The sequence below is a fragment of the Actinomycetota bacterium genome (genome assembly GCA_014360655.1).
Lineage (GTDB): Bacteria > Actinomycetota > Geothermincolia > Geothermincolales > RBG-13-55-18 > JACIXC01.
In genome coordinates this window covers 1-15,496 of record JACIXC010000016.1, presented here as the reverse complement: position 1 = coordinate 15,496, position 15,496 = coordinate 1, and the positions used below count along the sequence as shown (strand labels likewise).

Sequence of the window (15,496 nt, the reverse complement as noted above, 5' to 3'; positions counted from 1 at the left end):
CCGGCGCGGCGACAACGCGGAACGGGCGGCGACCGGCCCGGAGGAAAGGCCCGGGGGGCGAACGGCAAGAGGGCCCGGCCCGCGGGGGCACTCATGCGCAGACGGGGAGAGGGGGCAGGACAGGAAGGTTTGCGGCCCGTTTTCTTCCTTTCCGACCATAACGCCATGGACCGGGCGCTCATCCCGGGAAGAGGAGAGGGGGGGTTTGCGATGGCGGGGTCCCCAGCCTGGATGACCGGGAACGGGGCCGCCGCGCCCCGAGGAACGCGCCGTTCAGCCGCTCCGCGCGGCGGCGCGGGCGACGTCTTTCTGCTCGCGGCGCTCGCCTACCGCTTCGGGAACGAGGACGATGCCGGAAGCCTGCATGAGATAAGCCGCGGTATATCCCGGGTGGAGGTGGAGGCGCTGGAAGAGAACGCCTCCTACCATGAACTCGAGCCGCTTTTGCACCTGGTATGCGAGGACTGCGCGTCACTCGGAGTGGACCTCTCCCTCCCGCGACCCGTCATGGAGGCATGGAGGTCCGCGCATGCGCGCGAGACGGTGCGCGCCACCCTCATACATCACGTCGCCGCGAAGACCCTGTCCGCCCTGGCCTGCGCTGGCCTGCGCGTCGTCCCCCTCAAGGGTTATTACCTCTCCGCGCGCTACTACGAGCGCAAGAGCGCGCGGGGTTTCCGGGACCTCGACATCCTGGTGGAGGAGGAGGCCCTGGGGGACCTCGACCGCGCCCTCTCGTCCATGGGTTTCCGCCCCCGGCCGGAAAGGCCGTCCTTCGTCCCCGCTCCCGCCCACACCGTCTATTTCCTCGCCCTGGAGGACGGCGAGACCGTGGTGGAGCTGGACGTGCACGTGGGAATGCACTGGCCGGCTGAGTACGAAAGGCGCACGCGCTTCCGAGCTGCGGACCTCTGGAGGGACGCATTCCCCGAAACCCTTGACGGTTTGCCCGTCTGGGCCCTGCGGCCGGAGCACCTCGTGGCCACCACCCTGCTCGACCTGGCGGTGAACCACCGCTTCGCGCGCCTCGTCAAGTTCCGCGATGTCCTGGAAATCATTGGGAAATCACAGCCGAGCTGGGAAGAGCTCGTCCGCTGCTGCCGTGACTGGATGGTCGCGAGTTACGTGGGGCCGGGCCTATGGTACCTGCGGGAGCTCGACAGCGCGCGCCGCGTCCCCGACCACGCCCCCGCGTCCGTCCTTCCCTCCTATCCACTCATGCGGCGCTTCCTGCGCACCCTCCCGCTCGGCCACCTTCCCTCCCACCGCGCGCGTTCCTTCTCCCTCCCCAACCTCATCTTCTTCCTCCTCGCCGATACTCCGCCAGAGCGCCTGCGCGGCCTCCTGCACATCCCTCATCACCTCATGCGCGGCCGACGCCCCGCCTGATGTCCATACCGGACCAGCCATACCGGGCGGTTCCCTTCCATGCGGTTATGCGCCCGACCAAGGCCGGGAACGATCGGGTCGGTCGCAGCGATCCTGCGAGCGAGAATTTTACCCGGCGGCCCGGCCGCGCAACGCCTTGCACCGGGTGATGTCTCTAGAGGGGGGAGATGCCGATGGAACAGTGCGCGCCCTGCTTGTCCGCCGCCCACATGTACATGGCGCGCTCGGCCAGTATCCCCACCGGCACTGCCCCCACCGACTCCACCAGGGCGGACACGTCCGTGTTCGCCACCATCTCGTTCGCGTGCACGCTCGCCCTGCTGCGAGGGCCCATGGTGAAGGTCGCCTGGGCCACCGGCCCCCGCGGGCCCAGGAGGGTGACCCTCACCTGGGCGGGCGCGTCATTGGGGTTCTGCACCACCACCCACTCGTCGAACCCGGGGCGGGTGGTGCCCTCGGGGAGGTACCAGCGGGCGGCGGTGGCAAAGGCGCCTATGGAGTCGTGGGCGCCCCGTTTGCCGTCCCTGGTGTTTATGTACATGGGCCGTTCTGCCAGAATGCCATACCCTTCCAGGCACGTCACCATCGTCGCTACGTCCTGGTTGGGGACGTGGTCGTTGACGTGGACGGTCCCCCTGGAATGGGGAACCATGTAGAAAGTGACGCTCCCCGCCACTCCCGCGGGAGTGTGGAAGGCCGCCCGCACGTTGATGCCCACGCTGTTGGGGTTCATCACCGTCACCCACTCGTCGAAGCCGGGCCGCGTGGTGCCCTCGGGGAGGTACCACTCCGGAGCCGGCGTGGACGAGCCGATAGAGCAGGTGGCACCCCGCCTGCCGTCCCTGGTGCTTATGTACATGGGGCGCTCGCAGAAGACTGGCAGGGGTTCCCCGCCCACGGACGTGAGGCACTCCACGCGGGTGGCGAACTCCGCGTTGGGGACGTGGTCGTTGGCGTGGATGGTGAAGCGGCTGCGCTTCTCGATGCTCACGTACAGCTCCTTGGCCACGCCGCCTTTCGCGAGGAACTGCACCTTCACCAGCACCTGCGCGTCGTTGGGGTTCTGCAATACCACCCACTCGTCGAAGCCGGGATAGGTGGCCCCTTCCGGAAGGTACCAGGTCGGGCTGGGGGTGACGATGCCGATGGAGTCGTGGGAGCCCCACCTCCCCTCCGAGGGGGCGTTGATGTACATGGCGCGCTCGGCCATGATCTCCCCGCTGTCGATGGCGGTGACCATGGTCGCGACGTGGTGGCCGGGGACCCAGTCGTTCACGTGCACCGTGACGCGGGTCAGCGGCATGGCGTGGATTAGGGGGCCCTCCACCTGCCCTACCAGGGTCTGGAAAAGCACCCTCACCCAGGCTGCATCCTGGCTAGGGTTCATGATCAGCACCCACTCGTCGAAGCCGCGCCCCGTGTAACCCTCGGGCAGGAACCAGCTGTAGGTCTGGAACTCGTAGACCACGCAGTCACCGTCGTCGTCGTACCAGGCCACGTTGAACACCTCGATGCCCGAGACGGTGTATTTCCCAGTGAAATCATAGGAGAAGGAGCCGTCCGGGCCGCTGGCGGTCTCCACCATGAGAGGCTGCCGGTAGGTGTTAAGGGTTATGCGGATGGGGCGGTTGGGTGGCGCGTTACCCTGCACAAGGTCGGTGAGGGGGTCCGCGGTGGCGGAAACATCCGCAACGGTGATGCTGTGCGCGCCGCCCAGGTTCGCGGAGACCACATCCGTGGGAACGATGTCATGTGTGGTGAAAACGGCGTCGAAAAACCCTGCTGCACTGCTGCCCACCGTGCGCGAATCGCTGCCCACCGCCACCGTGACCGAGACGCCGGGCTGGTGGAACCCCATCACCTCGTCGTACTGGGGATAGACCACCAGGGTGCTTCCGGTCCTGGCGATTTCCATCACCACATGGCCGGAGGCGTCGGTGGAGTAGACGTAGGCGGCATCTCCGTCGCGGATGTTGGTGCCTGCGAAGGCGGCGCTGTAGACGCCGCCGCCCGCCGAGACCTGGCGATGCGCCGCGCCCGGCGGCATGTCCCCGTAATAGGTGGAGGGCGTCTTCAGGTACACGTCCACCCGGTTGCCTGAAGCGGCGCTTCCGGAAACGGTTTCCGCCGAGACGTTCACGGTCGCGGTGAGGGTGCAGTCCACCGTCGCGGTCTGCGAATCCGAGAGGTCCGTGACCCTGACCGTGTCCCCGGACTGGATGTCCTGGCCTATGGAGGTGAAATCGACCGAGAACCATCCCTGCGCGTTGGCGGTGTCGTCTATGGTCCGGGTGTCGGAGCCGCGGATGCGCTCCACCCTCACGCCGCCGCCCGCGTGCGTTATCTTTCCCTCCACCGTCTCGAAGGGGAGGGAGACGAAGATCCCGGACTGCACGCTCGCCGCGTGGAAGGCATCTTCGCCGTCGCTGGCGTCACCTGCGTCATTGGCGGCACCGCCATTGTCGCTTGCGGCCATGCCGCCGTACGTCCGCAAAGCGCCCTCCCCGCCATCCACCCCAGGCCAGTCGAAACCACGGCCCCGGAGACGTGCGTGGGCTTCTTCCGGGGTGGAAGGCAACCTTCCCAGGGGGTCGTGGGGGAGTTCCGAGTCTCTCGCCGCCTCCGCCGTCGCGGCGGCAAGCGCGCGACCCGCGGGGGGCAGGAGCGGGGCTGTGGGGAATGCCAGCATCGCAACCGTCAGGAGCAAGGCGAGAGGGATACGGTGGTTCTTTCCTTTCCTGGGATCTGCTACCTGCGGCATCTCTGCGCCCACCATCCGGTAATCCTCATATGTCCCTCTAGCGAACCTCTGCCATCAAGGGGGGTTGGTCACGTAGGTGAGATGCCATATGCCGTAATCGCACCGCAGGCGCATCTCGGCCGGGACCACCCTGCCGCCCACCCCGGCCACTTCCCCGTTCAGGACCGCCTCGTTCTCCGAGGGGCGAGAAGCGGAAAAGACCGCCATGTAATCCAGCCTCCCCTCGGCTACCTTGGTGAGGAATGGCTGCAGCTCGGCGACCTCTCTCGCCAGGTCCGACTCGAAGCTCGCCGGGACCTTGTAGTTGGTCCCCCCTCCCAGGCTCCCCTGCAACTGGCCGATGGCGGCGATCCTCCACATGCCGCCCTCGTATTTCATGACCATGGTGCCGTTGCTCGTGCCCCCGTCCGTGGTGGTCAGGGTGAAGTAGACGTATGATGTGTCTGGGTCGCCTACCGGGCGGACATCCGTGCTCACCACGTCCAGGCGGCGCACCCTCCCCTCGGCCACGGCGCGGAAGAAGTTCTGGTGCCTCTGGGTCTCCGTCACGTATCTCTGCTCGGGCGAGGTGTAGGAAAAGTCCTCGCCGCTGGTGACGCCCGGCGAAGCGGCGCCGGCTCCGGAATATTCCTGCGTGCCGGCATCCTCACCTTCCGCCGTGGTCCCCTCCTGTGCCGCCGTCGTTTCCTGCAGCTCCTCCTGGAAACTGCCACCTTCCTCCCGCACTTCCTCGACGGCTGACCGGTCGCCCCCGCCGACGAACCTCCAGGCGGCCGCGGCTACGCCGCCTCCCAGGACCAGGATCACCAATCCGACAATAAATGTCTTACGCCACATCTCCGGCACTCCCGTGATAAAAGAGTCCTCGAGCGCAATATAACACAACCATCAGTTCATCATAATGAAATATATCGACATTCGTCATTCACGCCATGAGCTTCTATGCCCTTGAACATATCCTGGGCTCCACATGTTAAGGCCGACATGAAAGGGTCTCGGTATGTGCACGAGGTGATGCAATACGTGTGAGATCGCTTCGTCGCTCCGCTCCTCGCGATGACGTTTCCGGGGGTCCCTTGCGATGACGTTTCAGGGGGTCCCTCGCGATGACGTTTCCGGGAATCCCTCGCGATGACGTTTCCGGGCCCCTGTCATTGCGAGGAGGCGCGTCTTGGGAATGTCACTGCGAGGAGGCGCGAAGCGCCGACGAAACAATCCCGCCCTGAGGCCAACAGGAGGTCAGGCACCGGGGTGTCGCCAGAGGCAACGAACAAGGGCCGACACCGAGGTGGATGCCGTATCGTTTCTGGAGGCGATTCCCGGGTTGAAAAGGTCGGGGGACCGCCCTTTCATCCTGACAAAACAAGCAAATTCGACAGGATGAAAGGAGCGATCTCCCAAATGTTCGATCTGGGGACCATGTTCTTACGTCTGTGAGGTGTTGCGTTATGTCTGGGGGTGGTAGTAATGGTAATAGCCGTAGCTCCACGCCTCTTCCACGTTGTTGAGTACCGCGCCCACCAGGTTGCTGTTCACCTGGAGGAGCAGGTCCCTTGCCTTGCGCGCGTCATCCCGCTTTGCTGTCCCAAGGCCCACAACTATCAGCACGCCGTCCGCGCGGGGGGCGAGGACGGCCGTGTCCGACACCGCAAGGGTGGGCGGAGTGTCGATGAGCACCAGGTCGGCCAGGGCCTTGGACCTGGCCAGCACCTCGTTCATGCGGCGGGAGCCGACGAGTTCGGATGGGTTGGGGGGCAGCGGTCCCGAGGTGAGGACGCGCAGGTTCCTCTTCCCGGCATCCTTTATGCATTCCTCGAGGGTCTTGCCGCCCACGAGCACCGTGGAAAGCCCCTCCTGGTTGCGGAGGTGGAAGAACTCGTGGATGGCGGGGCGGCGCATGTCGGAGCAGATGACCAGCACGCGGTGGCCGGCCTCGGCCAGCGACACCGCCAGGTTCGCCACCACGAAGGTCTTCCCCTCCGAGGGGCCGGCGCTTGTCACCGCCAGCGTCTTCAGCTTCCTCTCGTAATTCACGTACTGGATGTTGGTGCGCAGGGCGCGAAAGGCCTCCGCGATGGGCGACTTGGGCTCGGTCACCATAACCAGTGAGGAGCGGCGCTGCTGGTTTTCCAGCTCCCGGTAGCGCGGGATCTCTCCCAGCACCGGTATCTCGTAGAGCCTGGTCACCTCCTCGCGGGACTCGATGGTGTCGTCGAGGTAATCGACGAGGAAGGCGAGCCCCAGCCCCAGGATGGACCCCAGGAAGAAGGCCAGCACCCCGTTGCGCACCGGGCGCGGGCTCACCGGCGACCCGGGGACGTCCTCGTCCGCGATGACCTCCAGGCCCCCGGACATGAGGTCCTCGGAGATGGAAAGCTCCCGGTAAATACGCTGCAGGTCCACGTAGTAGTTGTAGGCTATCTGCTGCTCCACCTTCAGCTCCTCCGGGATGGGCTGGTTACCGAAACGCTGCTCGATCTGGCGCGAGAGGTCGATGGCCTCGTCCTTGGTCGACTGCAGCACCGACCATACCTCGCTGCGGGCCTTGGATATCTCGCGCACGTTCTCCGAGCGCCTCCATTCCTGGTAGACCCGGGCGTAGATGTTGGCGATGTCCCGGGCCCTCTCCGGGTAGCGGTCGGTGGCCTTTATCTCGATGATGTTGGTGTTGCTCACCGGCTGTACGTCGATCTTCTCCATGAGCTCGGAGGTGCCCATTTCCATCTGCAGGGCCTCGACGACCTTCTTGGCCATCTCCTTGGTCCTGAGGAGCTCCACGTGGGTCTGCAGGGACCTCTCCGGCTGCGAGCTGAGCTCGCTTATGGTCTGCTCCAGGACGGAGCTCTCCAGGGGCTTCTCCTTGACCACCACCCACGAGGAGGCCTGGTAAAGCCTGCTCTGCAGGAGGAACGAGTAGAGGAGCGCAGCCGCCGTCACCAGGAGCACGGCAGCCACGATCCACCACCTCCTGCGCTTGATGACCTGGATGTAGTCCCTAAGCTCCAACCGACACGCCCCGTTTCCTGCCTCTTCCCTCTGCCGAGCTCACCCGGCTCATGCTCTCCCGTCTCACTGGGCCCCGGCGCCGTTCCCCTGGCCCAGGTTCCTTAATTCCACTATCTTCCAAATCCCGTCCTTTTTCTCCAGCACCAGGTAGACGTCGAGGGCGCTCCCGTCGGCCAGGTGCAGCAGCCCGTAGACCTGGCACCTGTCCTCCTGGAGGGAGTACTCCCGGAACTCGAGGTTCGATCCCTTGCCCTCTCCTATCTGGGAGAGGAGCGCCTGTGCCTCTTCTCCTTCCATGCCGTTCCGGCTCTCGAGGGAAGCCGCCTCGGCAGCCGCCTGCCCCGCCTGGTATCCCTTGCGGAACTCTTCCTCCATCCTGTCGTCCCGCAGCCAGCAACCGGCAAAGGCAAAGCAGGCAAACAGCAGGAGAAGCGCCAGCACAGAGGCCGCGAGTGCGGCTGGTGGGAGAAGCCGCTCTCCGCGGCTTTCCCGGGTGGCTCTCATCCCGGCTCTCTCCATCCCTTTCATGCGCCTCTCTCTTGCGCCCTCTTCACGTCTACCTCTTTGCACGCTCTTCGCGTCGACCTCTTCACACCCTTCCCGCATCGACCTCTTTGCGCCGCTTTGCCTGTCCCACGGCTCCCTCGTACCCGCCTCCCCGGCGTCATGGCCTTGCTGGGGCCTTTCGGCCGTTCCGCTTCTGTCTCATCCCCTGCCCTCCGTGAGGAGCCTCACCGGGGTCACGCCATCGCCTTTCGGTACCCATTTCCTGAGAGCGCCGCTTAACGCGCGCAAGGACAAGGGCAGGGGAACCGCTGGAGTCGATGAAGGCCTTTCCCGTCAACTCGGGGTGCTTCCCCTCTCCGCCGTCACCTTCTGCATATACCACTTGTTGTCCAGCTGCACGAGGTCCACGAAACCGTTGATCACCGTCCCATCGGTGAAGACCGCCTGGATGTTGACCTTCGCCGCGCTTCCGGAAACGGTTATCTCGCCCACCTTGATCTCGGTGATCTCCCCCTTGAGGAGCCTCTGCAGGGTCTCCTGGCTCGCTTCCTGCTCCTCGATCATCGTCCTGGCAAGCTGCAGCTTGGCATCGCTCCATTTCGCCCGCTCGGCCCTCACGCCGTCCTCGTAGCCCTTCTGGTACTCATCGCCCTTCTCCTCACCGCCACCTCCGCACCCGGAAACCCCCACCAGGACAAAGCCGGCAAGGAATAGACCCGTTAATGTGAAGCACAACATCACCATGAGCCTTGACCTCAATCTCCCCACCTCCCGTATATTGCTCTCCTCCAGCCATCCGGCACATGGAAGAATGATCCCGTTCTTCCCAGCTCCCTTCCGAAAATCAGCGCGACCTTACGCATCCCTTCCATTTTCGGTCACGCCGCCTCTCACCTTAACTTAACTACATTTTACATTTATTTACAGTAGTTATCAATCGTCGTAACATGGCACCCTTTTTATCAGATTTTTACACGCATGCTGTCTCCGCGTTCGGCAGGCCGGGTCCGGGGGTCGGGCGAGCGACATCGCAAGCGGCCTCTGGACAAGGAAGGTAGGTGGTAAACCCTTGCATGGATGGAGCCTTTGCGTGAAGATGAGAACCATCGCGAGGCCGCGCGTCGTGGAGCGAGCACGATCCCCCGGCCCGGCCTTCTTACCCGCACACAACTTGCCCGGGGAACGACCGGGTCGGTCGCAGCGAGCCTGCGAGCGAGACCGTTACCCGGCGGCCCGGCCGCCGGAAGAAGGAAATACGCACGTTGTGGAGCGCGCATGAGCTCACGGCCCGGCCTCCCAACACACACCAAGGCCGGGAACGACCGGGTCGGTCGCAGCGAGCCTGCGAGCGAGACCGTTACCCGGCGGCCCGGCCGCCGGAAGAAGGAAATACGCACGTTGTGGAGCGCGCATGAGCCCACGGCCCGGCCTCCCAACACACACCGAGGCCGGGAACTACAGGGTCGGTCGCAGCGAGCCTGCGAGCGAGACCGTTACCCGGCGGCCCGGCCGCCGGAAGAAGGAAATACGCACGTTGTGGAGCGCGCATGAGCCCACGGCCCGGCCTCCCAACACACACCCAACCACGCACGAGACGAGCCTCGACCCCGTTTATGTCTACAGGGCCTTCTGCTCGGAGAGCTCCATCATGCGCCGCATCTCCCTCTCGAGCAGGGGAGGCAGGCCCTCGATCTTCACGTTGAGGAAGCCGCGCACGATGGTGGAGGTCGCCTCCTCCTCGCTCAAGCCGCGGGCCATGAGATATTCCACCTCTTCCTGGGCGATCTTTCCCACCGCCGCCTCGTGGGACATGTCCACGTCCGGCGCAAGCCCCTCCAGCTCGGGCACGGCGTGTATCACCCCGCCTTCGTCGAGGATGAGCCCGCGGCATTCCAGGTGTGCCTTCACTCCCCCCACCTCGCCGCGGATGTGCCCACGCGCCGCGATGTAGCCGCCCCTGGTGATGGCGCGGGAGATTATCTCCGCGTTACAACGGGGGGCGGAGAGGATGACCCGCGAGCCTACGTCCAGCTCGCTGCCGGGCTGGGCGACCAGGATGGAGTGGAAACGCGCCACCGCTCCCTCGCCCACCAGCCTCGCGGTGGGATAGAGCTGCAGGGTGCGTACCGGCTCCATGACCACGTAGTTGGACATGAAGAGCCCTCCCTCCTCTACCACCACCCCGCTGCGCGGCCTGACGTCCATCCCCTCCGCCCAGTTGTGCACCATGGTGAAGGTCACCCTGGCGTTCTTCTTCACGTAGAACTCGGAGACGCCGAGGTGCAGTCCCGCCTCGATCTCGTGCCTGCTGGCGCAGCCGGTGATGATATGCAGCTCCGAGCCCTCCTCGGCGATGACGATGTTGTGCACCCTCTGCACGAAGCGCGGCTCGCGGATGTAGAGGCACGCCTGCAGGGGATATATGGTGCGCGAGCCGGGCAGTGCGCGCATGAAGTAACCCTCGCAGGGAGAGAGCTCCACCGCCGCGGTGTACTTGTCGGCGTCCACCGCAACCGCCTTCCAGTAGTAATCCCACAGCCAGTCATATTTTCCCAGGGCCTCCTGCGTGCTCAGGATCTCCAGCCCCTTCTCCATGGCCTTGCGGTGCACCACCGTCCCGTCGATCTGCACGAAGGAGCCCGACCTCTCGCGCCCGCTCTTCTCCACGCCGGCGCGGGCAAGCTCCTCGGCGCTCAGTTCCTCCAGCTCCTCCAGGGAGTCCACGTAGCAGGCCTCCGACGCCTCGTCCACGAAAGCGCGGAGGTCCAGGTCGCTCCCGTAGGCGGCCCGCTTACCCGCGGCCGCCTTTGCCCTCTCCCTGAGCTCTTCCCTTAACCCCTTCATCGCGTGCATCTGGCACACTCCTCGAAACCGAACTTTCTAATTCCTTCCAGCTGCTCCCGGGGGTTCCCCGAGCAGACGATGGTGCCGTCGCAGAGGACGTGCCCCACGTCCGCCTCCACGTAGTCCAGGATATACCCGGTGTGGGTGATGATGAGGCCGCACTTGGTCCTGCGGCGCCGCAGATCCTTCTGGAGCAGCTTGCGGATGGCCTTCCCCACCAGCTGGAGGTTCTCCATATCCACCCCCGATTCCGGTTCGTCCAGGAGGATGATGCGCGGGTTCTGCGCCAGGAGCTGCAGGAGCTCCGAGCGCTTGATCTCTCCCCCCGAGAAACCGTGGTTGACGTCCCGGGCGAGGAACTCCTCCAGGTTCATGTCCCCGGCCAGGGCCTCCACGTCCACGCCGTCGCCCGCGCAGAGGCCGACCATCTGTTCGAGCGTCACCCCCCTGACCGTCGGCGGCCGCTGGAACATGATACCGAAGCCGCGCCTGGCCCTCTCGTACGGCGGAAGGCCGGTTATGTCCTCTTCCTCGAAGAAGACGCGTCCAGCGGTGACCCGGTAACGCGGAAAGCCCATGAGGGCCATGAGCAGCGTGGTCTTCCCGGACCCGTTGGGACCGAAGAGGACGTGGGTCTCGCCGCACCTGACGGACAGGTTGACGTCATGCAGGATCTCCCTGCCGTCCACCTCCACGCTCAGGCCCTCAACCCGCAGGGCTGTCTCCCGCTCATCGCCGCTTTCACGCAAGGCGCCACCTCCTTCTTCCCCTTTCTGCACGATGCTCATGATAAGATTCTACCCTTTCCGCAAGGGGATTACCCGCAAACCGCCCTAGTGAGAACCATGGACTCGCCGTCCTGCGGTTTTTAGCCGTGTGAGTTTACCAGGCACAAGGCCTCGCTGCAGAAGAAAACTTGGGTAGCGCCGTCCTGCAACCGTCTGCCTCGCGGGTTCCCGGGGGCTTGCCGCCCGGCTAACGGCAGCCGGAAGGCCCCATCCCGTAGAACTCGTGTAGCTCGTACCAGCGCTGGATGCACTGCAGGGCGAGGTAGAACTGCGGATGATGATCACAGGTCACGAAAGGGCACTCGCTGCACTTCTTGTGCGGCTGGATATTACACAATCTCGGCCTCTCCCTCCCTTCGGGCCTGCCTCGTTTACTTTCTTCCACGGTCGCGCCGAAAGTCCTTTTTTCCGCAGCGACCGCTGCGGCGAGTTTGCGAGGGGATGTTTTTTCGCATCACGACAGACGAAAGGAAACGCGAGCGGGAACGCGGTGATGAATGGCCTTCATGACCGGTAAGGCGCTTTTTCCGCGAGCCACGCCCGTCGCCGTGCCGTGGCCGCCGCCATGGACGATCACCGGTTATCCTCGCACCCCGGGCCTGCCACCTCGCGACAAAGAGCGGAGGCGTAAAAAGCCCCGGGGGCCGGCGCCCGGGGCTGCGCGAGAAAGGACAGCGCTGAGATGAAGTCTTCGCTTAATCCTGTATGCCGGCCAGGAACTTGGCGATGTTCTTCTTCTCCTCGATGTCGTAGGTGCCCAGAATGGCAATATCTTCCATGATGGGGGAACCGCCGCCGTGCACCCCGGCGTACTGCATGACGCCGGCCATGGAGGAGCAGGAAAGGTCGCTTATCCAGGCGAAGCACTTGTACATGTTCTCCGGGCTCACCCCGTCCTTGCGCGCCAGGTATTTCTTAACCAGCTCCCCCACCTCGGGGCTTTCGAACTCCTCGCTGTAGGGCAGGGTGGCCGGGAGCCCGCCCGCCACCTCCGCCAGGATGTCGTACTCGTGGTAGAGGTTCACGCCGGCGTGCTTGCGGGCCACGTTGCAGAAGACGACGTCCGGTATCTGGGTGCCGGAGGGAGCTTTGCTCGACTTCACCGCCGCGGCGATGCCGCACCCGTACACCAGCTCGGCCACGCATATGAGCTCCGCCAGGGCATGCCTTATGTGGCCTTCCCTCTCGATGCCGTTGTATTCCGCAACCAGGGCGGTGGATCCCATGATCACGTCGGACATGGCCGGCTTACACCCGGTGTAGGAATGGCGGTGGTAGAGGCTGAAGAGCAGGGCGAGCTGGCCGCCGAACTCCGTCTCCCCGCAGAGGAAGACCCTCTCCCAGGGCACGAAGACGTCGTCGAAGATGGTGAGGGACTCGATCTCCCCCTTGCCGGAAAGCGGCGAGGCCACGGAGGGGACGCGGTCCCGGTAACGGGCGCCGCGGCAGACCAGCTTCACGCCGGGATGGTCTCCCGGGACGGCGATGGCCACCGCCCAGGGTCCTTCCTCCGGTGTCAGGAAACGGGTGGGGATGGCGATTATCTCGTGGGCCAGGGGAGCGAAGGAGTTGTGGGCCTTGGCGCCCCGCACCACGATTCCATCCTTCTTCTTCTCCACCACCCGCAGGTAAAGATCGGGGTCGGTCTGCTCGTGGGGGCGGCGCTTGCGGTGGCCCTTGACGTCGGACTGCGCGCAGCAGCCCACGATGTCGTTCTCCTGCCAGTACTTGAGGTACTCCAGCCAGCGCTGGTGGTACTCGGTACCGTGGACCTGGTCGCACTGGTAGGTGATCACCGAGAGGGCGTTCATGGCGTCGATGCCCATGCAGCGGGCGATACAGCCCCCTACCATGCGGGACGCCACCCTGGTCATCTCCTGCTTTATGAGCAGGTCTTCCTGGCTCTGGTGGATGTGACAAAACCTGTTGATGGTCTCCCCGGTGAGGTGGGACTTGGCGGTGGTCAGGTGCTGCAGGTCCTTGTTGTGGGCCAGCTCGCAGGTGAGCTCCAGGATCTCCGTCCCAGGAAGGTTGTCGCGTCCAAGGATCTCCCCGCCCATGTAGATGTTGGGTTTCATGGACTTGAGGCTCTCGCGGTATTCGGCGCCGTTGCGTATCATGGCCATCCCCTCCCAAATACTCGGTTTAAATACTACCCTATTACTATAAACCCTCCCGTGACGGGGGATACCCTCCCCGTGGGTGTAGCAACCTCGTCGCTAACTCTTATAGCTTACGGTTATCGACTCGAGCTGAACCCTCTGCGTGCCGTCGCTTACCAGGAATACCCTCAGGTAGAGCGTTCCGGGCCCGATCTTTTCCGCGTAATCAACGATGGAGGCGTTTATCTCCTCCGCGGTGTTTGCCTCACGGCTCGTCGTAGCCATCCTCCATTCCGAGCCATCGTTATAGTACCAGTTTTCTCTATCCGGCGAGAGCTGGTAAAGCACGCTTCCTTGATTCTCCGGTCCCAGCGTCTCGCTGAAGCCTGCCAGGCCCGTGTAGCAGATTCCCTCCTTGAAGACGGCGGAAGGACGGGTGTCGGAATACCTGCCCGGCGGGTACTTCACAATGAAGGTGGTGTAGTCGGCGTGGCTGCCGTCGTCGACCTCCCAGTATCCCACGGTATAGATATTGCCCTGTTCGTCAACACTGCAGGAGCGCGTCACCTCGTAATAGCCGGGGTGCTGCATCACCTTGGGGAAGCCGCTTGCCATGGCCGCCTTGTCCGTGTATTTCACCGTGCTTATATTGGTGTCCGATTGGCAGGTAGCCGCGGCGGCGATGTTTCCCAGTCTGTCCACGCCGCCTCCCCAGGCGTCGGGTGGGCTGGCATCGCGCAACCCGTTGTGATCATAGACCTGGGGCCAGCCCGAGTCGGTCAACTGCTCGCCCCCCGCGCTGTACCGCGTGACCAGCAGTCTCCCGGAGCTTTCGCTGGCGCCGGTTATTCCCACCAGGCAATAGTTGCCGTTGGAATCCTGCGCGACCTTGAAATACTCGTCGTAGCCCCCGGATCCCGAACTCCAGGTCTTCGGCCACCCGGGCAGGACATTCCCCCCGGCGTCCAGCTTGTACAGCAACGCGGCCCGGACGCCCGCCGTCTGGGTATAGCCGCATACCACCAGGTTCCCGTCGGTATCCTGCAGGAGATCGTAGGCGAAATTCTCCTCGCTGCCGTCGATCCCGTAGCTCTTCGGCCAGCCCTCGACGACGCTCCCGTCCGCCCTGTATTTCTTCAATACGAACCTCTGGCCCCCCTCCCAGGCGGTGGTCCCGCAGGCTATTATGTCGCCCGCGGTATCGAGGATCACGGCCGTGCTGATGGAGCTGTCCCCCATGAAGTACTGGGGCCAGCCGGGGAGCACGTTTCCCTCCGCGTCGAGCCTCCACAGGACGGCATATCCCGTGACAATGATATTCCCCGCGTCATCCACCGTGACGTCCTGCCCCTCGTTCCAGGACCGCTGCGGACCCTTGTAGAACTTGGGCCAGCCGGGAAGCGGCGCTCCGTTGCCGTCATACTTCCCCACTATCACCTCGGAGGACCAGTCGGAGAAGTGCGCGCAATCGCCCACCACCACGATATTCCCATCGGGGCAGAAGTCGAGCACGTGGTACTCGGGGCCGGCGAGGTAGCGGGGATCCTTGTAGGTGGCCGTCCAGTACGCATCGGGCAGCTCCGCGAGCTCCAGGAGGGGATCGCCGTTCGCGCTTACGCTCACCAGGCCGGCATCATAGATAAGAGCCGAGGGCTCGCCGCAGTACATGGTCTCCGTGAGAACCGGCTTCCCTCCGCCGCAACCCACCGTCGCCAAGATGGCCATCAACGCGGTCGTGACGACCATGCGCAGCGCCATCTGCGCTTTTTCCCCCGCCATTTTCATCCCCATCCCCGTACTCTTTCATGTCATGCCCGGCTTCACGCAGCAACATCATGATTGCGCGCCGGTGGACGCGAGCCCACAGCATGCAGCCGGTTTATCGCAAAGGCATCGACAGCGTCGCATACATATTGCGCGAGAACCGGCCTCTCGCGCAAGTCCCTGTGCTGGTTCACTACATGGTGAACACATCATCCCTATCCTTGCTCTCCTCCATCCACGCCTTCAGGAACTCCATGGGGGTGAGATAACCCAGGCTCTGGTGTGGTCTCACGTAATTGTACACGTAATTCCATCTGCAAAGGATCTCGTTGAGC

General features: G+C 64.3%; 12 protein-coding genes. 1 reads left to right on the top strand and 11 read right to left on the bottom strand.

The window, feature by feature from the left end:
* Positions 1-210 precede the first annotated feature (210 nt).
* Positions 211-1,389 carry a nucleotidyltransferase family protein gene (locus tag H5T73_10590; protein ID MBC7248207.1) on the top strand — a complete coding sequence of 393 codons (1,179 nt, stop codon included), beginning with the start codon at positions 211-213 and terminating at the stop codon, positions 1,387-1,389.
* A 154-nt stretch (positions 1,390-1,543) separates the two neighbouring features.
* Here the strand turns inward: H5T73_10590 and H5T73_10585 are convergent, their stop codons facing one another.
* The 11 genes from H5T73_10585 to H5T73_10535 all read right to left on the bottom strand — a co-directional run.
* On the bottom strand, positions 1,544-4,096 hold the full coding sequence (locus tag H5T73_10585) for a hypothetical protein (protein ID MBC7248206.1): 2,553 nt from the start codon (positions 4,094-4,096) through the stop codon (positions 1,544-1,546).
* A gap of 108 nt (positions 4,097-4,204) precedes the next feature.
* Complete coding sequence (locus H5T73_10580; GenBank protein MBC7248205.1) at positions 4,205-4,960, bottom strand: hypothetical protein; 756 nt, start codon at positions 4,958-4,960, stop codon at positions 4,205-4,207.
* Between the two features lie 636 nt (positions 4,961-5,596).
* Positions 5,597-7,156, bottom strand: a complete 1,560-nt coding sequence (locus H5T73_10575; protein MBC7248204.1) for a polysaccharide biosynthesis tyrosine autokinase — start codon at positions 7,154-7,156, stop codon at positions 5,597-5,599.
* 63 nt (positions 7,157-7,219) lie between these two features.
* Positions 7,220-7,660 (bottom strand): hypothetical protein, encoded by a 441-nt coding sequence (locus H5T73_10570; GenBank protein MBC7248203.1) that lies wholly within the window; start codon positions 7,658-7,660, stop codon positions 7,220-7,222.
* 336 nt (positions 7,661-7,996) lie between these two features.
* Complete coding sequence (locus H5T73_10565) at positions 7,997-8,422, bottom strand: DUF4878 domain-containing protein (protein MBC7248202.1); 426 nt, start codon at positions 8,420-8,422, stop codon at positions 7,997-7,999.
* A gap of 858 nt (positions 8,423-9,280) precedes the next feature.
* Positions 9,281-10,507: a SufD family Fe-S cluster assembly protein gene (locus H5T73_10560; GenBank protein MBC7248201.1), complete on the bottom strand. Its 1,227-nt coding sequence runs from the start codon at positions 10,505-10,507 to the stop codon at positions 9,281-9,283.
* Positions 10,504-11,295: an ABC transporter ATP-binding protein gene (locus H5T73_10555; GenBank protein MBC7248200.1), complete on the bottom strand. Its 792-nt coding sequence runs from the start codon at positions 11,293-11,295 to the stop codon at positions 10,504-10,506. Before H5T73_10555 ends, H5T73_10560 begins: the two co-directional genes overlap by 4 nt.
* A gap of 187 nt (positions 11,296-11,482) precedes the next feature.
* On the bottom strand, positions 11,483-11,632 hold the full coding sequence (locus H5T73_10550) for a hypothetical protein (protein ID MBC7248199.1): 150 nt from the start codon (positions 11,630-11,632) through the stop codon (positions 11,483-11,485).
* 358 nt (positions 11,633-11,990) lie between these two features.
* Positions 11,991-13,412, bottom strand: coding sequence for an aromatic ring hydroxylase (locus tag H5T73_10545; GenBank protein MBC7248198.1), 1,422 nt, complete (start codon positions 13,410-13,412; stop codon positions 11,991-11,993).
* A 102-nt stretch (positions 13,413-13,514) separates the two neighbouring features.
* Entirely contained in the window at positions 13,515-15,182 is a 1,668-nt protein-coding gene (locus H5T73_10540; protein MBC7248197.1) for a hypothetical protein, read from the bottom strand.
* A gap of 172 nt (positions 15,183-15,354) precedes the next feature.
* A partial coding sequence (locus tag H5T73_10535) for a transposase (protein ID MBC7248196.1) occupies positions 15,355-15,496 on the bottom strand: 142 nt, incomplete at its 5' end.

What these genes read in the sequence shown, in the direction of transcription:
- H5T73_10590 (MBC7248207.1), top strand. Translation starts at nt 211, where the DNA reads ATGGCGGGGTCCCCAGCCTGGATGACCGGGAACGGGGCCGCCGCGCCC.
- H5T73_10540 (MBC7248197.1), bottom strand. Translation starts at nt 15,182, where the DNA reads ATGAAAATGGCGGGGGAAAAAGCGCAGATGGCGCTGCGCATGGTCGTC.
- H5T73_10560 (MBC7248201.1), bottom strand. Translation starts at nt 10,507, where the DNA reads ATGAAGGGGTTAAGGGAAGAGCTCAGGGAGAGGGCAAAGGCGGCCGCG.
- H5T73_10555 (MBC7248200.1), bottom strand. Translation starts at nt 11,295, where the DNA reads ATGAGCATCGTGCAGAAAGGGGAAGAAGGAGGTGGCGCCTTGCGTGAA.
- H5T73_10570 (MBC7248203.1), bottom strand. Translation starts at nt 7,660, where the DNA reads ATGAGAGCCACCCGGGAAAGCCGCGGAGAGCGGCTTCTCCCACCAGCC.